The sequence below is a fragment of the Capnocytophaga felis genome (genome assembly GCF_009684755.1).
Classification (GTDB): Bacteria; Bacteroidota; Bacteroidia; order Flavobacteriales; family Flavobacteriaceae; genus Capnocytophaga; species Capnocytophaga felis.
Window position 1 is genome coordinate 74,260 of record NZ_BLBC01000009.1, and the last position, 22,047, is coordinate 96,306.

Here is a 22,047-nt window from a genome sequence, read left to right on the forward strand (position 1 = left end):
TTTTCATAGTATTTTTATGCTTGGAGTTGAGTTAATGTATGTGGGGGCAAATGTATAAAAATTAACTATAATACAAAATATTTCAACGAAATTTAACAAAAAGATTTAGAAGATAAGAATGTAAAGAAATTAAAGTAGAAGATTTTTATCCTAAAAATCAGTATTGTCTGTGAAATCTGTGAGAAATATCTTTGGCAAATATTAATTTTCTTTAAAAACCTTCGCCAAAATTTTCTTCCAACGGTAATTTCTAATCCATTTGCCTTGTTCAGGAGTTACCAAAAAGGTTTGTTTTTCAGCTTTAGCTTTGAAATAACCTCGCAAATAATCTTTGAACAAACTGAATTTCTTCTTTTTAAGAGCCAATTTTACCGAAGCCAAAACGGAAAGCAAAAAGCCATAACGCAAACGATAAAAAACACTTCCTTGCAAAAAACGAGCATTCAGATTATATCCCGCTCCAGTTGGTCGTAAATGCCTAACTTTCAATGTATCATCTGTTTTTACCTCCCAACCATAGAAGCGAGCCAAAAGCTCATCGGCTGTATCCCAACCCATTGCAGTTTTCAGCCCTCCAATATCTGAAAAACAGGCTTTTCGGTAGGCTTTAACTGCACCTCGGAGGTGGTCTTTGTTTGTCAGATTTTCCAAAACCCAATTGCCGTTTTTTTCCACATAACAGAATCCCCCACACATACCAACTTTCTGATTTTCAGAAAAATGATTCGCTAAAACTTCTAAATAATTAGGTGGGAAAATCAAATCTGCATCAAATTTGCAAATTACATCTATGTTTTCTTTCAAAAGAGGCAACCCCGCATTAAATGCCTGAATTACTTTACTTCCAGGCAAATGCGTAGCTCCCTCTTCCCTACGCAAAACTGTCAGAGAAGGGTTTTCTTGCTTAATTTTTTCTAAAATTTGAGGAGTTGAATCGGTGGAGCAATCATCAACGACGATAACTTGCAGAGGCTTTTTCGTTTGTTTGAAAAGAGATTCCAGCGTTTTTTCAATACAATCTGCTTCATTATGAGCAGGAATGATAATCCCAAAGTTCATATAACTTTAATTTTCAATCTATTGTATCGTATTCTATTATAAAAATTTCCTCGTTATCGTGCTTTAAGTAATATGCCTCCCTTCCCATTTTTTCTTTTCCCTCGTCGGTATTGAGGATTTTCAGACTTTTTTTATCCTTTTCTATTTCCTTTTCCAAAAACTGTTTTTGCTTGTTCAGTTTTTTAATTTCCTTATTTAACTCCCTGTGTGTCAATAGAGAATTTGCGTCAAAGAAAGCCATCCAGACGAAGAAAAAAAGAAGTATAAAAGCATACAACCTATACCCTTTCAAAAATGCGATATATCGAAGAACGGACTTCATCAGGAAACAGTTTGATAAATTCGATTATGAACGATGGTTTTTATAATATCAATGGCAACATTATTTCTTCTGTTGTTAGGAATTATGATATCGGCATATTCTTTTGTAGGCTCAATGAACTGCAAATGCATTGGTTTTAAGGTAGTTTGATAACGATGGAGAACTTCCTCTACATCTCTTCCTCTTTCCGTGGTATCTCTTTTAATACGTCTAATTAAGCGTTCGTCCGAATCGGCGTGAACATAAATTTTAATATCAAACAAACGACGAATATCAGCGTGCGAAAAAATCAAAATACCTTCCACGATAATTACTTTCGTAGGATGTATTAATACCGTTTCGCCTGTACGATTATGCTCCACGAACGAATATACGGGACTCTCAACCGACTTTCCTTCTTTGAGTGCCATTAAATGTTCTTTCAGCAAATCAAAATCAATGGAACTCGGGTGGTCAAAATTGACTTTAACCCTTTCCGAATAAGGCAAATGACTCATATCACGATAATATGAATCTTGAGAAACTACCGTTACTTCTTTTCCCGACAGCTCTTTAACTATCTGATTTACAACCGTTGTTTTTCCACATCCTGTTCCTCCCGTAATTCCTATGATTAGCATTTTTTATTTTTCTTTTTATATAAATTTTTTATTCACAATTAATTAACTCGAATTATTTTTGCTCCCAAAGCTCTGAGGCGTTCGTCTATGCTCTCGTAACCTCTGTCTATCTGCTCTATGTTGTAGATTGTAGAAGTCCCTTTGGCAGAAAGTGCGGCAATCAACAAGGCAATCCCCGCCCGAATATCAGGAGAAGTCATCAGCGTAGCCTTCAAAGGAGATTTAAAATCATTCCCAATAACCGTAGCCCGATGCGGGTCGCACAAAATAATTTTAGCTCCCATATCTATCAGTTTGTCAATAAAGAACAAACGGCTTTCAAACATTTTTTGATGAATCAGTACCTCACCACGTGCCTGTGTTGCCATCACCAATATGATACTAAGCAAATCGGGGGTGAATCCAGGCCAAGGAGCATCGGAAACTGTTAAAATGGAGCCGTCAATGTAATTCTGAATTTCATATCCTTGCGTATGTGCGGGAATATAAATATCATCATTTCTGCGTTCGATAGTAATTCCTAACTTTCGAAAAACATTAGGTATCAATCCTAAATGCTCCCAACCTACGTTCTTGATTGTGATTTCACTCTGAGTCATAGCTGCCAACCCAATCCAGCTACCAATTTCAATCATATCCGGCAGAAGTGTGTGCGTGCATCCCGAGAGCTTTTCAACTCCGTTAATGGTCAAAAAGTTAGAACCAATCCCCTGAATATCAGCTCCCATTGAATTAAGCATTCGGCATAACTGTTGCACGTAAGGTTCGCAAGCAGCGTTGTAAATGGTTGTTTTTCCTTCTGCCAAAACTGCCGCCATAATGATGTTTGATGTTCCCGTTACCGAAGCCTCATCAAGCAACATATCCGCTCCTTTAAGGCGATTGCAGATTACGCTATATGTTTGATGTTCTTTATCATAATTAAAATCAGCTCCTAATTTGATAAATCCTTCAAAATGTGTATCCAAACGGCGACGACCGATTTTGTCCCCGCCCGGACGAGGAATATATCCCACACCAAAACGTGTCAAAAGCGGCCCCACAATCATTATTGAACCTCGAAGTCCCTGCCCTTCGGACTGAAAAGCATTTGATTTCAAGTATTTTAGGTTAACTTCATCAGCCTGAAAACTGTACGAACCTTTCCCTAACTTCTGTATCTTTACTCCTAAATTCTCGAGCAACGAAATTAGCTTATTGACGTCCAATATATCGGGAATGTTGTGTATGGTAACTTTTTCGTCGGTTAGCAACACCGCACACAAAACCTGAAGAGCCTCATTTTTAGCCCCTTGTGGAGTAATTTCACCTTTTAATGTATGTCCTCCTTCAATTTTAAATACGCCCATAGTTGAAAGTTTTTAGCTCTTTTTATAATTTGTTTTCTTACCTTGTGAAGTTCTTTTGGTTAAATTCTGTTTGGTTTTGATGAGTTCGTTACTGTTGGTCAAATATTCTTTTGCTTTGGTCAAGTCAATCTGTCCATCGCTAAGTTCATATAAATGCTGAAAAACCACTTCATCTTCAACGGCTTCTTTATTCCAAGTTAAATAACTTTTTTTCATATGATTAGCTATGGAATACTTTAGTGCTTCCTTCAGCTGCCCCTCTTCCCAACCTATGCAAACTTCAATCATTTTCTTTATATTATTGCCGTAAAATCGATATTTCGGATGATTTTGCGGATATTGAAGAACATCAGGATGTTTGATTAACACATCAGGAGTTGGTTTTTCAAAAGGAGAATCAACATCTAAGCGAAAACCCGACATAATAAAAAGCTGATCCCACAATTTATGCTGAAAATCAGGAACATCTCGCAGATGAGGAAACATATTCCCCATTACGGCAATGATACTCTTTGCCGTATTGTTCCGCTTTTCTCTATCTTCAATGGTTATGGCTTTTTCAATCATTTTCTGAATATGTCGCCCGTATTCGGGGATTATCAAAGGAGTTCGTTCCGTGTTGTATTCCAACCCCATATTTTCGGACATATTTTGCGTATTTTGATTCTCCATATTTCTTATTTATTCTGCTCTTAAATATATTCCTAAATTTCTTACAACGAAACAATTCCTTCTATTTTACCCGCTTCTCTGTAATAGTGAATTACTTCGTCCGGATTTTGTAAAAGGACAGATACGGAAACTCCGGTATATTTTCCGTTTGAGGAAGGTCGTGTTTTTATTTCCGCATTGGTTTGCTTGAAAATTGAATCAATTGTTTCTAATTTCTGGGCATCGGTAGGTATGATAAACTTGTACAGATACTTTGTTGGGAAAGAAGTAGTTTCTTCTAATTCTTTTTTTAAACGTTCATAAAATTCAGCTAATTCTTGCTCTGATTTCATTCTAAAACTTTTTTTGCAAAGATAGCAGTTTTCATCAGAAGAGAAAAAATATTTTCTGTTTTTGAATATTTATATACCGAAAAACATTGTGCTCCGACAAAATTTTCGTACCTTCGTCAAAATTTTTGAAAATGAAAAATATCACACAAAAACCCTTCGGAACTCATAAAAATAAAAAGGTAGAACACTTCACACTGACCAATAAAAACAGTATGGAAGTATCTGTAACTAACTTCGGTGGCATCATTACTTCCGTCAAATTCCCGAAAGACGGAAAACACATCGAAACCGTACTGGGATTCGACACTTTGGAAGAATATCTAAGTGCAGATTATCGCAAAGAATATCCGTATTTCGGTGCCATCATCGGGCGAAATGCCGGACGTATCAAAAACGGAAAAACCACCCTTAACGGCGAAACACTACAACTGACCGTAAACCACAACGCAGCACAACTGCACGGCGGTTTTGAAGGATTCGACAGCAAAGTTTGGGAAGTCGTTTCGGTGAAAGACGAGCCGATTCCATCAGTAACTTTCCAATATGTTTCTGCCGATGGCGAAGAGGGCTTTCCCGGCGAAGTTACCGTACAAGTAACCTATTCGCTCAACGACGAAAACGAACTTCGGGTGGATTATCACGGCACTACCAACAAACCCACTATCCTGAATCTGACTCAACACGCTTATTTTAACCTCAACACCAACTCGGATAACATTTTAAATCACCTTTTACAGATTAACGGCGACCGCGTTTCTCCGCTAAATCCCGATTATTCCCCAACAGGCGAATTGCTCCTTGTGGAAGGCACACATTGGGATTATCGCAAGCCAACGCCCGTTCATCCTGATATCGATAATGCTTTCCCGCGTCAAGTTTCGGAAAATGAAACCGTTGGGTCGCTCATTTGCAATGACAGTGGCATTCGTATGGACGTGCGTACCAATCACCCCGTATTGCACATTTATGGCGGATATTACGTCCCCGAATTACACCCTAAAAACAGAAAATCTACCGGACAAAATGCAGGAATATGCTTTGAATGTCAAGGTTTTGCCGATGCGTTGAACTATCCGCAGTTTCAATCCACACAGCTGAATCCGGAGCAGGAATACAAACACTTTACTATTTTTAAGTTCATTGAAATAGCATAAACTTTCAAAATTTAAAACGAAAGTTTTTGCCTTTCGGACATTTATTCGAAATAAGAAAACACGCGTTGTGAAGGTTCGGGATTTTCCCGATAGAAGAAAACAAACGTTTTAAAGCTTCAGGGTTTTCCCGATAGAAGAAAACATACGTTTCGAGCCTTCGGGGTTTTCCCGATGGAAGAAAACATCAGGAGGCACACATCGGGATTTTCCCGAAAGGTAAAAACATACGTTTCGAGACTTCGAGCATTTAGCCGAATGAAGAAAGCACACGTTTTGGGGCTTCGGGCATTTAGCCGTTTGAAGAAAACACACGTTTTGGAGCTTCGGGCATTTAGCCGTTTGAAGAAAACATACGTTTTGAGGCTTCAAGCATTTAGGCGAATGAAGAAAACATACGTTTTGAGGCTTCGAGCATTTAGGCGAATGAAGAAAACACGCGTTTTGAAGCTTTGAGCATTTAGGCGAATGAAGAAAACACACGTTTTAGAGCTTCAAGCATTTGTCAGAAGTAAAAAACATAAAATAAAACTATAAAAAGATTTCAGATTGCCTAAAATTGGTAATACGGAAATAAAAATGTATCTTTAATTAGTACAAAAACAGAAAAAAATATTTCAAAAAATGAAAAAATATATACAAGAAGAATTTCAGAAAAGCTATGGGCAACCTTGCGACAAGGTATTTTTTGCACCGGCTCGCGTGAATTTGATTGGCGAACACATCGACTACAACGGCGGACTGGTAATGCCTTGTGCCTTGGGGAACGGAACGTATTTAGCGGTTCGCAAAACAAACGACAATACGTTTACCTTCAAAAGTTTAAACTTCCCTGAATCGACACATCAAGTAACCGTCAATCACGAAGGATACACCAAAAACGGAAGCCTTTGGATAAACTATCCGTTGGGTTGCATCGATTATTTTACGCGTCAGGGCGTGAAATTCAGCGGTTTGGAGTTTCTTTTCTACGGAAATATTCCTAACGGTGGCGGACTTTCCTCTTCGGCTTCCATTGAATTGGTAACCTCCTTTGCGTTAAATTCACTTTTCGGATTGGGAAAAAATCAAATTGAATTGGTGAAAATTTCGCAAAACGTGGAAAACAAATTCGTGGGCGTGAATTGCGGTATTATGGACCAATTTGCCATCGGAATGGGGAAAAAAGACCACGCCATCATTTTGGATTGCCAAACGTTGGATTATACCTATACGCCTTTCGTTCTAAAAGAAGATACACTACTGATTATCAACACTAATAAAGAACGAAAACTGGCGGATTCCAAATACAACGAACGTCGTGCTACTTGCGAGGCAGCGTTGGAAATCTTCAACAAAAATGCCGATTTCAAAGACCTTTGTTCTATTCCTGCCGAGTATTTTGAAGCTCACAAAAACGAACTTACGGAAGAGATGCAAAAACGAGTTAAGCACGTAATTTACGAGAATTTACGCGTGAAAGAAAGTGAAAAAGCCTTAAAATCGGGCGATGTGAAACGTTTCGGAGAATTGATGTCCGCCTCACATAAATCCTTAATGGAAGATTACGAAGTTACAGGCAAAGAATTGGATACCATTTACTTGGAAAGCATTAATTTTGATGGCGTTACAGGCGTTCGTATGACCGGAGCGGGCTTTGGTGGTTGTGCCATTGCACTGGTTAAAAACGACCGAGTGGAAGCCTACAAAAAACACATCATCGAAAGCTATACGCAAAAAATCGGGTATGCCCCATCGGTGTATGACGTGAGCATCGGTGACGGAACTCGTGAATTATAATCATCAGAAAGCCAAGTGAAATAAAAAATTTGTTCTACTTGGCTTTTTTATTGTTTTGAAGATGAAAAAAGTATATAAATCAGAAGTTGATAAATTTCTTTTTGGAATTGTTATCGCAATTACATTCTTTCCTCTCATATTTTTGTTATATGAGTCCACTTCTTTTAGTGATACAATAATTTTAGCTATAATAATTTTGCTTTCGGCTTTATTATTAGGGAATTGTATTTGGGGTATTCGTTATATTATTGACCAGAAACAACTTATTATAAAAGCAGGATTTCTTTACAAAGTAAAAATAGACATTGAAACAATTCGCAAGATAAGGAAAAGCAATTCTATTTTGAGTAGCCCTGCCGCATCGTTTGACCGTATTGAAATTTTGTACAATAAATATGATGATATTTTAATTTCCCCGAAAGACAGAACGGTATTCATCTCCGACTTACTGAAAATCAACCCGAATATAGAGATAATTTTGTAATTCAACAGCTTCAGAAACGAGATTTTGAAATCTTTTAAAATATCTAAAAAAATGGAGTTTAAGGATTTTTTTGAAGATGAAGCTTGTTATCAAGCATATATCATTCGGTTAGAAAAGAAAATTCGTTCTTTTTCAAATTCTTTTATGAGCAATTCCAAATGGAAAAAACTTTTCGTGGCAATTTGCCAAAATCAGGATTTGATAAAGCAATGTGAGATATACAATTTCTTTGAACCGTGCGTGAACGAACTTGTTTTCAGAAATATACAAAGTAACTTAGGTCAATACATTCAACAAGAATATATTTCCAACCAAATCACCACCGCCGAATATCCGACATTTTACAGAGAAATTCAATATTTGGAGTTTCTAAAATCGTGGAATGGAAACCAGATAGGAAAGTTCGTGGAACCTATCAAACAAACACAAGATATTGAGCAAATTAGAACATATTTATCTCGCTTTGGAGAGTTTCGTTTCGAGCAGACCGATAATTTCCTGAGGATTTTGGGCTATTCCTAATTTTAAAGCCTAATAAATTAGATTTCTTGATGGGATAAAATGATTTCTTACAATTATAAGTTGTCATAAATTCTTACACTGTATTAGCTTATTTGTAAAAATAATTCCGTAAATTAGCACCCGAAAAAATAAAAACATACTAAAATTTTAATATATGAATTCATTTACAACGTTGGACTATGTGATTTTCGCACTATATGCGATGGTTATTCTCGGTGTAGGGCTTTTCGTGTCGCGTAGCAAAAAAGATTCAGGGAAAACAGCAGAAGATTACTTCTTAGCGAGCAAATCCCTTCCTTGGTGGGCAATTGGAGCATCACTGATTGCCGCAAATATTTCTGCTGAACAGTTCATCGGAATGTCGGGTTCCGGATTCGCATTAGGTTTAGCGATTGCTTCCTACGAATGGATGGCTGCTCTTACATTAATTATCGTAGGGAAATATTTTCTGCCTATTTTTATTGAAAAAGGATTGTACACCATTCCCGAATTTATCGAAAAACGATACAGTACCAACTTAAAATCAATTCTTGCGGTTTTTTGGGTGGCTTTATTCATATTTGTAAATCTTACCAGCGTTCTGTTTTTGGGTGGAAAAGCTTTGCAAGTGGTTTTGGGCGTTGATCCCTTTTACGCAATGATTGGTTTGGCTCTTTTTGCAGCAGCATACTCTTTGTGGGGAGGACTTTCAGCAGTGGCTTGGACGGATGTGATTCAAGTAACATTGCTTGTCATCGGAGGGCTTATCACGGCTTATATTGCTCTTGATAACGTAACACCGCAAGGAGGAGTGATAAGTGGCTTGCAACACATCTTTGACGTTGCTCCCGATCACTTTAAAATGATTTTGAATGAATCACATCCAGAATATATGAACTTACCCGGAATTGCCGTACTTGTTGGCGGACTTTGGGTGGCAAACTTATATTATTGGGGGTTCAATCAGTACATCATTCAACGTACTTTGGCAGCAAAATCTTTGAAAGAATCACAAAAAGGAATTGTTTTTGCGGCTTTTTTGAAAATGATTGTACCTGTGTTGGTTGTAATTCCGGGGATTGTAGCATATGTTATGCATCAAAACGGAGCAGGAACAGCTACCATTGATGGTGTAAAAGAAGCCTTCACAGGAGCTGACGGAGCCATAATGAACGACAACGCATATCCTTGGCTTATCAAAACCTTTATCCCAACAGGATTAAAAGGATTAGTTGTAGCAGCTTTGGCAGCAGCGATTGTTTCTTCATTGGCTTCAATGCTCAACTCTACTGCCACAATTTTCACTATGGATATTTACAAACAAAACCTGAATCCAAAAGCTTCTCAAAAACAATTGGTAAGCGTGGGACGTATTTCGGCTGCGGCAGCTTTGGTAATTGCTTTGGTTGTGGCTCCGGCTCTGGGAGGAATCAACCAAATGTTCCAGTACATTCAGGAATATACCGGATTGGTAAGTCCCGGAATTTTAGCCGTATTTATGATGGGATTGTTCTACAAACGGGCTACAAACAAAGGAGCTATTTGGGGAATACTTCTTTCAACATTAATTGCCTTCTACTTCAAAATAGGTCCTAACGGATGGATGGCAGATTCTGCTTTAAGCGGCTTGTTTGTTACCCTACCTTGGATGCATCAAATGATGATTACTTGGATTGTTTCGATGGTAATTATCGCTGTGATTAGCCATTTTGAAAACAAAGGTGCCGTTAGCGAAAAAGCTATTATCATCGATAAAAATACATTCAAAACAAATTCGACGTTCAACATTGCTTCTTATGTGATTATCATACTTTTAGTGGCTCTGTACGCTATCTTCTGGTAAGAACAAAAAACAATATTTCTTAAGGAGTTGCCCAAAAGGTAACTCCTTTCTTTTTGTACAATTTCAACTTCCAAAATAATTTATTACCTTTGCTCGTTACCGATTTTTTATGGAAAAACAAATTCTCACATTGGTTAATCAAACTCATCAGAATATTTTTCTGACAGGAAAAGCAGGAACGGGAAAAACAACTTTGCTACACAAAATCATTGAAAAAAGCCATAAAAATACCGTTGTTGTGGCTCCCACAGGAATTGCAGCCCTCAATGCAGGAGGTGTAACCATTCATTCAATGTTTCAATTGCCCTTTGCCTCATTCCTGCCAAGCCTTTCTACTCCACCCCTCGTAAGTGGCAATGCCCGATTTGAGAACCAAGCAACATTACGAAAACACTTTAAAATGCACAAAAGCAAACGCCAAATCATTGAAAATATGGAACTTTTAGTGATTGATGAAGTAAGTATGCTACGTGCTGATGTTTTGGATGCAATGCATTTTATGCTACAAACCGTTCGAAAAAACAAATCACCCTTCGGAGGCGTGCAGGTATTGTTTATCGGTGATTTACTTCAACTTCCGCCAGTGGTAAAAAATGACGAATGGGAAGTTCTAAAATCGTACTATGAAGGAATGTTTTTCTTCCAGTCGAAAGTAATTTCGGAAAATCCGCCACTTTACATTGAGCTGGAAAAAATATATCGTCAGTCAGACCCTCATTTCATATCCATTCTTAATAATTTAAGAAGCAACAATTTAACGCAAAAAGACATACAGTATTTACAACAATATGTAAAACCTAATTTCAAACCTGAAAATGATTTCATAACATTAACAACACACAATGCCAAAGCTGACGCCATTAACAATGAGAAAATGAGCAAACTAACCACGAAAGAGTTTACCTATGAAGCTATCGTTGTTGGTGATTTTCCCGAAAATATGTATCCTATTGAAAAAGAAATTCATTTGAAAGAAGGTGCAAGAGTTATGTTCATCAAAAACGATTTATCCGGCGAAAAGCTTTTTTTCAACGGAAAAATGGGAACCATAACTTCTCTTTCTGAAAATGAGATTGAGGTACAGTTAGATGGCGGAAAAACAATCAATGTGGAACGTTACGAATGGGAAAATATTCGTTATCGCATCAATGAAGAAACAAAGGACATTGAAGAGGAGCGGTTAGGAACTTTTACGCAATATCCGCTCAGGCTGGCGTGGGCAATTACGATTCATAAAAGTCAGGGACTTACATTTGAAAAAGCTGTTTTGGATTTGGATAAAGTTTTTGCTTCAGGACAGGCGTATGTGGCTTTTTCTCGTCTGCGTTCTCTGGACGGTTTGGTGCTTCTTTCCTGCATTAATGAAAACGGAATTGCCAATGACCAAAACATAATGCAATATGCCGAAAACAGAGCATCTGAATCTGAAATACTTAACGCTTGCCAAATAGGTAAAAAACATTTTCTGGAAAAATGCGTACTTGAATGTTTTCAATGGGATAACTTTCTGGGACAATGGAACTTACATAAATCAAGTTATATTGGTGATGTAGGAAAGAAAAATTCTTACAAAAATTGGGCATACGAAAAATTATCACAAGCCATTGAACTGACACAAATTGCCGAAAAATTCATCTCACAGTTGAAAAACATTTTCATTTCAAGCTATGATTTTTCATTCCTTTGTGAGCGTTTTGAAAAAGCGTATTCCTATTTCACACCCAAGTTAAAAGAAATTTGGTTTGAAATCTTGTGTATTGACGGAGAAATCAGTACATTAAAAAAAGTGAAGCAATTCAAAGAAGAATTATCTGATTTGGAAGATGTAACAACAAAAATTATCCGAAATCTTCTAAAAACAAAGCAATTAATCCGATTGGCTCAAGAAGAAAAAGACTTTGAAAATCAAAACATCAATACCGAACAATTAAAAAATATACGTGAAGAATTGGTTTTGAAAGTAAAACAACACTTGAAAGACAAACAACTTTTTGTAGCTGAAAATATAGACGAAAAAGACACAAAAATTCCGAAAGAAAAAATTTCTACTTACGAGATTACTTTACAACTTTGGGAGGCTTCTCACTCAATACAATCTGTCGCAGAAAAGCGAATGCTTACCGAAACAACCATTTATCGTCATTTAATTAAACTCGTTGAGCAAAAAAGAGTTAACATTTCTGAAATTCTGTCAGAAAATGCGATGCGGGAACTCACCGAGGTTTTCAATGAGGAAGAAAATTATTCATTAGGAAATATTTTTGAAAAATTTAATGGGAAATATACTTGGGACGAGCTTCGTTTATTCAAAACTCATTGGGAAACAAGCACATAGAATCATTGATAACCATTTTGTTTCGCGTAACATATCAATTGTTTTTCCTATTGCAAAAAAATTCTTTCAAAAATGCTGAAAATTGAAAACAAAATGTATATTTGCACAATAATTGAACCTTTAAAAGAGCGTTTTACTTAAAAAAATATATGACACCTCAAAAAGATGAAATGTCTTTTTTAGACCATTTAGAAGAGCTGCGTTGGCATTTAATCCGCTCAACGATAGCTGTTTTAATAGTCGCTGTCCTTGCTTTCATTTATAAAGATTACGTTTTTGCAATTATTTTCGGACCAAAAGAAGGAGATTTTTTCACATACCGAATGTTCTGTAAACTCGGGCAACTCTTTGATTATGAAAGTGTTTTTTGTTCGCAAGAATTGCCTTTTACATTGCAAAACAGAACGATGGCTGGGCAATTTTCGGCTCATATCTGGACTTCCATTTGGACGGGGGTAGTTATTGCTTTCCCTTATATTTTGTATGAACTTTGGAAATTTATCAGCCCAGGCTTGTACGAAAACGAACGGAAATTAGCAAGCGGATTTATTTTGATTGCCTCCGCTCTGTTTTTCTTAGGAATTTTGTTTGGCTACTACCTGATAGCTCCTCTTTCAATTAGTTTTTTAGGGTCATACACTGTGAGTGATGAGGTTATCAATCAAATTGATTTAAGCTCTTACGTATCCATAGTACGCTCATCTGTAATATCTTGCGGACTTGTTTTTGAGCTTCCGATAGTTGTTTATTTCCTAACGAAATTAGGATTGCTTACGCCCTCTTTTATGAGAAAGTATCGCAGACACGCCCTTGTGATTATTTTGATTGTTTCAGCCATAATTACTCCACCCGATGTAACCAGCCAAATCATCGTAACTATCCCTATTTTAATCTTGTATGAAGTAAGTATTTTCATATCAAAATATGTGATAAAGAAGGAAGAAAAGCGAAAAAAATCAGAATTATAAAAATCAAATCGAAATAAAACCCTAAAAATCAGAACTTTTAATTTATAATAAATACGATTCAATGGATTGTAAAACCTACTTACAACAACTGCCCAACGTAAAAACGTTGAAACAGATTTGCAAAGGCAAAGCTGTAATTGACTGGATTATATGTGGTTATGAGTTTGAAACATACCACACGTATTACAAAAGCAATCAGGAAGAATATGACGGAATTGAAGCTCAATGGGGGCTTGGTTTTGAGGAGGAAGACGGCACTTCGCTCTCGTTTTACTTTACCGATAAAGCTTGCCTTATTGTTCCTTCAACAAACTCGGATGAAAACGTAAACTCTGACAATCAATTATTTGAAAAAAAGATTCCGAAAGTGTTCCTTCCTTATTATCGCAAAAATTTTTCAAATGCCGATATTCCGTTCGTAATTTGGTCTTTGGATGGTGAAACTTGGAATTATGAAGAAAATTTTGAAATTGAGGAATTTATTCATAAATTTGACCAAATTACTACCAAACCGGAAGAATATAAAAATTGGGCAATTGATTTTTTCGGAGGCGAAACTTTTTTAAGAGAAGATATGTCAGAACAAACCATCAAAGATATCTACGAAGGAAAAATTTTGACAGAAAAAATGGTTTACAGCCTTGTTACGGAAGTTCACGATTGGGTTGATTTGGAAACCGAATTGGACGAAATGCCATACCGATTTGAATTCTAAAAGGTTAGTAATTTCAAAAACACACCTGAATTCTGCACACTATTGTGCTTGTTTTTTAACTATTTGAAATGAAGCTGATTGCAAACGACATTATTAAAATATACAAAGGAAGGAAAGTTGTTAAAGGCGTATCTTTGGAAGTAAATCAAGGTGAAATCGTAGGGCTTTTAGGTCCAAACGGAGCCGGAAAAACAACCTCTTTCTATATGATTGTTGGTTTAATAAAACCCGATGGAGGCACAATTTACCTTGATCGTGAAAATATTACAAATTTTCCGATGTACAAACGAGCACAATACGGAATCGGATATTTGGCACAAGAGGCTTCTGTTTTTAGAAAATTGAGCATTGAAGATAATATCAAAAGTGTGTTACAACTTACCAAACTATCCAAGAAGGAGCAGGAAAAAAGAGTAGATGAACTTATTGATGAATTCAGTTTGGGGCACATCCGAAAAAATCGAGGAGATTTGCTTTCGGGAGGAGAACGCAGGCGTACTGAAATAGCCCGTGCCTTGGCAACAAACCCAAAATTTATTCTGCTTGATGAACCTTTCGCCGGAGTTGACCCGATTGCTGTTGAAGATATTCAATCAATTGTATTTCAATTAAAAAGCAAAAATATCGGAATTTTAATTACTGATCACCGCGTTGAGGAAACCCTTTCTATTACTGACAGAACCTACCTGATGTTTGAGGGAGGAATTTTAAAGGCAGGAACTCCGGAAGAACTTGCTGAAGACGAAGTTGTTAGAAAAGTTTATCTGGGTAAAAACTTTGAGTTGCGTAAAAAGAAAATGGAATAAATAATTGAAAAATGCACAATTATATAGAATACAACTTTATAATTAAGCCTCTTGGGGTAGCTTCGGAAATTTTAGTTGCCGAATTGGCGGAGTGTGGTTTTGAAAGTTTTGTAGATTCCGAAAATGGGATATTGGCTTATATTCAGGAGAATTTATGGCACGAGTCCATTTTGAACGATATCAACATCTTAAAATCTCCTGATTTTGAAATTTCATACACATTCAAAACCATAGAGCAAATCAACTGGAATGAAGAATGGGAGAAAAATTTCACCCCCATTGTTGTTGATAATATTTGCACGGTTCGGGCTCCTTTTCACGAAATTCCAAACACGCCTTATGACATCATCATAGAACCGAAAATGAGCTTTGGCACAGGACATCACGAAACCACCTATATGATGTTGCAATTTCTGCTAAACACTGATTTGAAAGGAAAAAAAGTATTGGATATGGGATGCGGAACAAGTGTTTTGGCTATTATGGCTGAAAAACGAGGTGCGGAATCCGTAACTGCTATTGACATTGATAATTGGTGTGTTGAGAATTCTCTTGAAAATGCAGAACGAAATCACTGTAAAAATATCACAATAAAGTTAGGTGATGCTTCACTTCTTAACAATGAAAAATTTGATGTAATTATAGCCAATATCAATCGGAATATTTTACTTGCCGATATTTCTCATTACGCAAAGAGTTTACCTTTGGGAGGAACATTATTTTTGAGCGGATTTTATGAATCCGATGAACCTGCAATCACAGATAAATGCAATGAACACAATTTGGAGTTTGCAGAGAAGTTGGAACGCAATCAATGGGTTGCTTTGAAATTTAGAAAAAATTAAACCTTTAAAATTATGATTTTCAGTCACCAAGAAAAAACACAAACCACAACTTCTACAGAAGAACTCTTGGATGATGGATGTCATCTTATTTTGTACAATGATGATGTAAACACTTTTGATCACGTGATTGAAACCTTAATTAGTGTTTGCAAACATACTTATGACCAAGCTGAACAATGTGCTATCATAGTTCACTTTAAGGGAAAATGTGATGTAAAATCAGGAAGTTACGAAAAATTAAGACCTATGTGTCTTGCCTTACTAAATGCCGGCTTAAGTGCTGAAATTGAATAAAAAACAAAAAAGGGAATAAATATAAAAATTTATTCCCTTTTTTGACTTATCCTTTTAATTAATTGTTATTCAACATTATAGGCATAGCTAACATTAAAACTCTTTCTCCTGGGTCTAATCCATCAAGAGGTGTTAAAATACCTGCTCTGTTTGGCATTGACATTTCAAGCATTACTTCATCCGAATCCAAATTATTCAACATTTCAATCAAGAAGCGAGAATTAAATCCGATTTCCATATCATCACCTTGATAATTACAAACAAAACGCTCATCTGCTTTGTTACTATGATCAATATCTTCTGCTGAAACCTGCAAATCAGAACCTGCTATTTTCAAACGGATTTGATGTGTCGTTTTATTTGAGAAGATTGAAACACGTCGTGCCGAGTTTAAAAACTGTACACGATTAACAGTCAGTTTATTAGGATTTTCTTTTGGAATCACTGCATCATAATTCGGGTATTTTCCGTCAATCAATCTACAAATAAATTCCATTCCGTCAAAAGAAAACTTGGCATTGCTTTCATTATATTCTACGGTAACTTCTGTTTCACTTCCAGCCAAAATTCCTTTTAATAAATTCAAAGGTTTTTTAGGCATAATAAACTCTGAAGTTTCTGTTGCTTTGATATCTGTACGTTGATATTTTACCAATTTGTGGGCGTCTGTTGCTACAAAAGTCAAGCCTTCTTCATTGAATTCAAAGAAAATTCCGCTCATTGTAGGACGTAAATCATCATTCCCAACAGCAAAAATCGTTTTTTGAATCGCAGTAGCCAAAACATCTCCAAGTAAAGTTACCTTATTAGCTTCAGACAGACTTACAGGTTTTGGAAACTCCTCTCCATCTAAATACGCTAACGAGTATTTTCCGTGTGTTGAACTAATTTCTATTGTGTTATTATCTTTTGCAATGAATGTAAGTGGTTGTTCGGCAAAAGTTTTCAATATCTCTATCAACAACTTTGCAGGTACTGCAATGCTTCCTTCAGAATCCGATTCCACTTCTAAAGCTCCTTTAACTGTTGTCTCCAAATCTGATGCTGAAATAGTTAACACATTCGGAGCCAATTCAAATAAAAAATTGTCAAGGATTGGCATTGTGTTACTACTATTGATAACACCTCCTATTACCTGCAATTTTTTTAATAAGTACGAACTTGATACAATAAATTTCATATTTTTTTATGTATGTTTTTATTTTTAAAATTTTCTTAAAAAAAGAAAGTATTTTTTACACTTTCGTGATACTAAGAAATAAATAATGACAAATATAATCAAAAATCCAATATCACAAAACTATTTTTAAGAATAGTCTGTTGCAAAATCACATACAACATATATTACATTTTGATTATTAACAGGTTACAAAATTCAAAAAAATGAAATATTTCATACTTTTGAAGATTTTCAAAAAAGAAATTCCAGACCAAAAAAATTCAGGATTTATCAATTTGGTAAGCGGCTCAAATCCTATTGATTGATACGGAAAGGTTGCCCGCTGTACGGTTTTGCATATTCTTCCTCTAAGCTTTTTTCAAGCATTCGCTTCTCTAAATCACAACGATAGACTTCTCCTTTAATATACCTTTCTATCATCAGTGAAGCAATTGGTCCTGCTACTCTCGCCCCATAATATCCATTTTCCACAAAAACGGCGATAGCTATCTTAGGGTCATCAATTGGTGCAAATGCCACAAAAATGGAATGGTCAGTTAATTGCATTCGTTTTCCGTTAATTCGGACAAAATTCTCGGCAGTTCCTGTTTTTGCTCCGATATCAATTCCTTCTATTCTTGTTCCGCGTGCAGTACCTGAATTGTATGCGGTATTCATCCCCTGAATTATAGGCTCGAAGTGCTTCTTATCAATCGTTGTTTGCTTGACTGTTGTAAATTCCTTAAATGGCGTGACCTCATCATTTATTTTTTTTACAATATGAGGCGTGTAAAAATATCCTCTGTTGGCTATAATAGCCATTACATTAGCAAGTTGTATCGGAGTTGTCAGTATCTCTCCTTGCCCTATCGCATTTGAAATATTATACGTTGCTGCCCAACGACCTTGACCGTACTGCCTATCATACAGAGCTGTATTCGGAATTTTTCCGGGTCGCCCTGTAGGAAAATCACTTCCCAAAAAACCTCCTAAACCAAAGCTTTTAACGTGTTTACTCCAAACATCCATTCCAACGGCAGGCTTTCCATACTTTTCAATGCTACGTCTGTACGAATTGGCAAAATATGAGTTACAAGAATATGCGATACCGTGTAACAAATCATTACTTGAACGTCCACAATGACAACGCATTATACGATTTCCGTATCGGTATCCTCCTCCGCAACTAAAGGAAGTTGAAGGAGCTATTACGTTTTCTTGCAAAGCTATCAATGCATTAATTACCTTAAAAGGAGACCCGGGAGGATATTCTGCAAGTAAAGCTCTATCATACAAAGGTTTAGCTATAGAATCCTGATAGAGAGCCGTATAGTTTTTAGATCGTTGCCTTCCCACAAGTAAATTAGGGTCAAAAGTAGGAGCAGAAATTAATGCTAATATTTCCCCTGTTTTAGGCTCAATTGCAACAATGCCGCCTCGTTTATTCTGCATTAATTCTTCACCATAAGCCTGTAAACCAATATCTAACGTCAATTGTAAAGATTGTCCCATAATGGGAAGCGTATCCAACATTCCTTCTTTATAGCTACTTATTTGACGATTATGTCTATCTTTTTGAAAATAACGAACTCCTTTCTCGCCTCGTAAAAAAGATTCATATTGTTTTTCAACTCCCTGACGCCCAACTAATTCTCCAGCGATATAGTACGAATTCTCTTTCAACTCCCATTCGTTTACCTCACTTATATATCCCAGAACATTTCCCGCATTACGTGTTAAATAATGACGTAACGAGCGTCTTTGAATGTAAAAACCATCAAATTTGCGTAATTTCTCTTGCAAAACAGCATAATCAACCTTTGAAAGCTGATTTACCAAAACAGAGGGCTTGCGGTAAGAATATTTTTTTGCCTTTTGTAAACGTTCTTTAAAATCTTCCTTTGAAATCGCTAACAATCCGCATAATTCTAACGTATCCAATCGTTTAACATCATTAGGAATTACCATAACATCGTATGCTGGTTGGTTAGAAACCAGAAGTTGCCCATTTCTGTCATAAATATAGCCTCTCTCCGGATAATCATAAACCACCTCAACAGCAACATCTTCATCAGGACGTGAATTTTCATTAAATTCTACAACCTGAAGATACACCAAGCGGATTACAAAAATCACTGATGTTAAGATAATTATGATAAACAACAAGTACTTTCTCATTTCTTCTGACTCCTAAATATGTAGATAAATAGCAAACACACAATAACTGTAAAAACCGAAGCAATTCCTATTTTCACAAAGGTTGTAAACAGATGATTGAAGTTAAATATTTCGAGAAAATAAAATAATGTGTGATGCAATACAACGATAATTGTAGTATAAGAAAACACCTTTGCAGGAGGATATTGCAAAAGTTTTATTTCCTGAAAATCAAAATTATTCCCGAATACAAACTTCAATACTCTCGCACGAACATACGCTACAAAAACCGTGCTGGCTGCGTGAATTCCTCCTGTGTTTGAAAAAATATCAATACACAAACCTATCAGAAAAGCCGCAAATAAAAATGGTATTTTAGATTCTCTATATGGATAAATAATTACAAAAAGTAAATATATCATCGGGTTTGCGTATCCCAAGTAACCAATATTACTAAATACAAGTACCTGTAACAGTACCAGCACAATAAATAAAAACGTATTTTTAATAAAAAGATTATTCATTAGGATTTTGGCTTTCTAAATTACTAATCTCTTCTTTGTCCTTATTTTCAATTATGTAAATGAAATCTACATTTGACATATCTGTAAACAACTTAATATCAACAACAAAGGAATTATCCATTTGGCTTTTGGTAATGTTCATAATACGCCCAATAGGAATTCCTTTAGGGAAAATACTTGACATTCCTCCCGTAACAATGGTATCTCCTTTTTGGATTGGGGCAATATTAGGAATATCAACCAATTGAACAATATTTAATTCTTGTCCGTTCCATTTGAGTGAACCAAAATGCCCTGTTCTTTTTACCATTGCATTTAAAGAAGACTTTATGTTCAACACACTCTGAACCGTAGCAAACTGACCAGAAGTATTTTCAACAATTCCTACAATTCCTTTAGGAGAAATCACTCCCATATCTTGTTTTACTCCTTCTTCTTCTCCCTTATCAATTGTTAAGTAATTTTTCTTCCGTAAGAAGCTATTTTTTATAACATTAGCCGTATAAACCTTGTATTGATTTGCATCAAAAAATGGCAGACTATCAGCTAAAATACTTTGTTTGAGCTGATTCTCCAATGCAAATATTTTGCTTCGAAGTTGTTTATTTTCCTCACTAAGAAGAGTATTTTGACCTCTTAAATCAAAATACTGAGCCCAATAACTTGAAAAATTATATAAACTCCCCGAGATAGCATTAGCAGAATTAATATACTTGCTTTGTGGATAATAATTATCTTTGATAATCAAAAAGATAGAAAAAGAAAAAAGCAACAAAAACACAAAAAAGTTTCTTTTACGAATAAAAAACAAAATGATTTGTTGCATAAGCTCTAAATTACATATTTTTAAAATACAAATTGTAAGGTGCGAGCTTTCAGCATCCTACACCTTACAATTTCAAAATCATAAACTATTACTTAAGAAGTATGCTTCTAAATTTATCTATATTTTTTAAAGTGATTCCCGTTCCACGAACTACCGCACGCAACGGATCTTCTGCCACGTAAACTGGCAAATCGGTTTTTAAGGAAATTCGTTTGTCCAAACCTCGCAACATAGCTCCGCCACCAGCCATATAAATCCCTGTGTTATAAATATCTGCAGCTAACTCGGGAGGTGTTTGTGACAATGTTTCCATAATAGAGTCTTCAATTCGTAAAATGGATTTATCCAATGCTTTTACCATTTCACGGTATGAAACTTGCACTTGTTTAGGTTTTCCTGTTAGCAAATCGCGTCCTTGCACCATAATATCATCTGGCGGAAGGTCTAAATCTTCTGTTGCTGCACCAATCGTGATTTTGATATTTTCAGCAGTACTTTCACCTACGTACAAGTTATGTTGAGTACGCATATAGTGAACGATATCAGAGTTAAAAATATCACCAGCAATTTTCACGGATTTATCACAAACGATTCCTCCTAAGGCAATTACGGCAATTTCTGTAGTTCCTCCTCCGATATCAATAATCATATTTCCTTTAGGCTGCATAATATCCAACCCGATACCAATAGCTGCAGCCATCGGTTCGTGAACAAGGTAAATATCTTTCCCATTTACACGCTCGCACGACTCACGAACAGCACGCGTTTCCACCTCTGTAATTCCCGAAGGAATACAAACCACCATACGCAATGACGGAGAGAAAAAACGTCTTTTCAAAGCCGGCACACTTCTGATAAGCATACTAATCATCTGCTCCGAAGCGTCAAAATCAGCAATTACTCCATCTTTTAATGGTCGGATTGTTTTGATATTAGGGTGCGTTTTTCCTTGCATTAACCGAGCTTCCTTACCTACTGCTATAATTTTGTGTGAAGTTCGGTCTTGAGCGACAATCGATGGACTATCCACCACTACCTTGTCATTATGAATGATTAATGTATTTGCTGTTCCTAAATCTATTGCTATTTCTTCTGTTAAGAAGTCAAAAAAACCCATATTTGTGTAGTTGTATTAGAGATAATTTATTTAAAATGAATCATTTATAAAAAGAAAACTATTCTATTTATGCGACTGCAATTTTATGAAAAAAAAAATGTTTTTCCAAACAAATTTCAATTTTAATCCTTAAATTTCCAAAATACTATTTTAAATCATAAAAAAATGTTACTTTTGCTGTTAAGAGTT

At 35.9% G+C, this 22,047-nt stretch carries 23 protein-coding genes; 12 read left to right on the forward strand and 11 right to left on the reverse strand.

All coding sequences use genetic code 11. The features are described 5' to 3' along the window. Positions 1-201 precede the first annotated feature (201 nt). The 6 genes from GN105_RS08040 to GN105_RS08065 are packed head-to-tail and all read right to left on the reverse strand — an operon-like array spanning position 202 to position 4,354. The gene (locus GN105_RS08040; protein ID WP_155284900.1) at positions 202-1,059 is read right to left on the reverse strand and encodes a glycosyltransferase family 2 protein; all 858 of its coding nucleotides are present in this window, start codon (positions 1,057-1,059) and stop codon (positions 202-204) included. A 13-nt stretch (positions 1,060-1,072) separates the two neighbouring features. Continuing rightward, positions 1,073-1,381, reverse strand: coding sequence for an FtsB family cell division protein (locus GN105_RS08045; RefSeq protein WP_155284901.1), 309 nt, complete (start codon positions 1,379-1,381; stop codon positions 1,073-1,075). Then, positions 1,381-2,001 carry a uridine kinase gene (udk, locus tag GN105_RS08050; protein ID WP_155284902.1) on the reverse strand — a complete coding sequence of 207 codons (621 nt, stop codon included), beginning with the start codon at positions 1,999-2,001 and terminating at the stop codon, positions 1,381-1,383. Before udk ends, GN105_RS08045 begins: the two co-directional genes overlap by 1 nt. Positions 2,002-2,039: 38 nt before the next feature. Beyond that, positions 2,040-3,350 (reverse strand): UDP-N-acetylglucosamine 1-carboxyvinyltransferase, encoded by a 1,311-nt coding sequence (gene murA / locus GN105_RS08055; protein WP_155284903.1) that lies wholly within the window; start codon positions 3,348-3,350, stop codon positions 2,040-2,042. Positions 3,351-3,362: 12 nt separating this feature from the next. Then, positions 3,363-4,022 carry a DUF4290 domain-containing protein gene (locus tag GN105_RS08060; protein WP_173014982.1) on the reverse strand — a complete coding sequence of 220 codons (660 nt, stop codon included), beginning with the start codon at positions 4,020-4,022 and terminating at the stop codon, positions 3,363-3,365. 41 nt (positions 4,023-4,063) lie between these two features. Beyond that, a complete protein-coding gene (locus GN105_RS08065; protein ID WP_155284904.1) occupies positions 4,064-4,354 on the reverse strand; it encodes a DUF493 family protein in 291 nt (96 codons plus the stop codon). Between the two features lie 131 nt (positions 4,355-4,485). On the opposite strand from GN105_RS08065, the gene GN105_RS08070 reads away from it, so the two are divergent. From GN105_RS08070 to GN105_RS08125, 12 genes are all read left to right on the forward strand, one after another. Next, positions 4,486-5,508 (forward strand): aldose epimerase family protein, encoded by a 1,023-nt coding sequence (locus tag GN105_RS08070; protein WP_155284905.1) that lies wholly within the window; start codon positions 4,486-4,488, stop codon positions 5,506-5,508. Positions 5,509-5,679: 171 nt separating this feature from the next. Continuing rightward, the gene (locus tag GN105_RS08075; RefSeq protein WP_155284906.1) at positions 5,680-5,961 is read left to right on the forward strand and encodes a hypothetical protein; all 282 of its coding nucleotides are present in this window, start codon (positions 5,680-5,682) and stop codon (positions 5,959-5,961) included. A gap of 168 nt (positions 5,962-6,129) precedes the next feature. Next, positions 6,130-7,284, forward strand: coding sequence for a galactokinase (locus GN105_RS08080; protein ID WP_155284907.1), 1,155 nt, complete (start codon positions 6,130-6,132; stop codon positions 7,282-7,284). A 61-nt stretch (positions 7,285-7,345) separates the two neighbouring features. Then, positions 7,346-7,768, forward strand: a complete 423-nt coding sequence (locus GN105_RS08085; RefSeq protein WP_155284908.1) for a PH domain-containing protein — start codon at positions 7,346-7,348, stop codon at positions 7,766-7,768. Between the two features lie 51 nt (positions 7,769-7,819). Further along, complete coding sequence (locus tag GN105_RS08090; protein ID WP_155284909.1) at positions 7,820-8,290, forward strand: DUF6678 family protein; 471 nt, start codon at positions 7,820-7,822, stop codon at positions 8,288-8,290. Positions 8,291-8,444: 154 nt separating this feature from the next. Then, on the forward strand, positions 8,445-10,112 hold the full coding sequence (locus GN105_RS08095; protein WP_155284910.1) for a sodium/sugar symporter: 1,668 nt from the start codon (positions 8,445-8,447) through the stop codon (positions 10,110-10,112). 109 nt (positions 10,113-10,221) lie between these two features. Continuing rightward, positions 10,222-12,447, forward strand: coding sequence for a helix-turn-helix domain-containing protein (locus tag GN105_RS08100; protein WP_155284911.1), 2,226 nt, complete (start codon positions 10,222-10,224; stop codon positions 12,445-12,447). Positions 12,448-12,596: 149 nt separating this feature from the next. Next, positions 12,597-13,415 (forward strand): twin-arginine translocase subunit TatC, encoded by an 819-nt coding sequence (gene tatC / locus GN105_RS08105; protein ID WP_155284912.1) that lies wholly within the window; start codon positions 12,597-12,599, stop codon positions 13,413-13,415. Positions 13,416-13,476: 61 nt separating this feature from the next. After that, positions 13,477-14,130, forward strand: a complete 654-nt coding sequence (locus tag GN105_RS08110) for a hypothetical protein (protein WP_155284913.1) — start codon at positions 13,477-13,479, stop codon at positions 14,128-14,130. Between the two features lie 68 nt (positions 14,131-14,198). Continuing rightward, positions 14,199-14,936 (forward strand): LPS export ABC transporter ATP-binding protein, encoded by a 738-nt coding sequence (lptB, locus tag GN105_RS08115; RefSeq protein WP_155284914.1) that lies wholly within the window; start codon positions 14,199-14,201, stop codon positions 14,934-14,936. Positions 14,937-14,947: 11 nt separating this feature from the next. Then, positions 14,948-15,781 (forward strand): 50S ribosomal protein L11 methyltransferase, encoded by an 834-nt coding sequence (prmA, locus tag GN105_RS08120; protein WP_155284915.1) that lies wholly within the window; start codon positions 14,948-14,950, stop codon positions 15,779-15,781. Between the two features lie 12 nt (positions 15,782-15,793). After that, positions 15,794-16,075: an ATP-dependent Clp protease adaptor ClpS gene (locus tag GN105_RS08125; RefSeq protein ID WP_155284916.1), complete on the forward strand. Its 282-nt coding sequence runs from the start codon at positions 15,794-15,796 to the stop codon at positions 16,073-16,075. A 58-nt stretch (positions 16,076-16,133) separates the two neighbouring features. On the opposite strand, the gene dnaN is transcribed toward GN105_RS08125, so the two are convergent. From dnaN to GN105_RS08150, 5 genes are all read right to left on the reverse strand, one after another. Then, positions 16,134-17,255, reverse strand: coding sequence for a DNA polymerase III subunit beta (gene dnaN, locus GN105_RS08130; RefSeq protein WP_155284917.1), 1,122 nt, complete (start codon positions 17,253-17,255; stop codon positions 16,134-16,136). Positions 17,256-17,549: 294 nt separating this feature from the next. Next, a complete protein-coding gene (mrdA, locus tag GN105_RS08135; RefSeq protein WP_155284918.1) occupies positions 17,550-19,412 on the reverse strand; it encodes a penicillin-binding protein 2 in 1,863 nt (620 codons plus the stop codon). After that, a complete protein-coding gene (locus GN105_RS08140) occupies positions 19,409-19,915 on the reverse strand; it encodes a rod shape-determining protein MreD (protein WP_155284919.1) in 507 nt (168 codons plus the stop codon). Before GN105_RS08140 ends, mrdA begins: the two co-directional genes overlap by 4 nt. Continuing rightward, a complete protein-coding gene (gene mreC, locus GN105_RS08145; protein ID WP_155284920.1) occupies positions 19,908-20,741 on the reverse strand; it encodes a rod shape-determining protein MreC in 834 nt (277 codons plus the stop codon). The genes GN105_RS08140 and mreC overlap by 8 nt, the downstream gene beginning before the upstream one ends. An 88-nt stretch (positions 20,742-20,829) precedes the next feature. Next, a complete protein-coding gene (locus GN105_RS08150) occupies positions 20,830-21,858 on the reverse strand; it encodes a rod shape-determining protein (RefSeq protein WP_018280126.1) in 1,029 nt (342 codons plus the stop codon). Between the last annotated feature and the right edge of the window lie 189 nt (positions 21,859-22,047).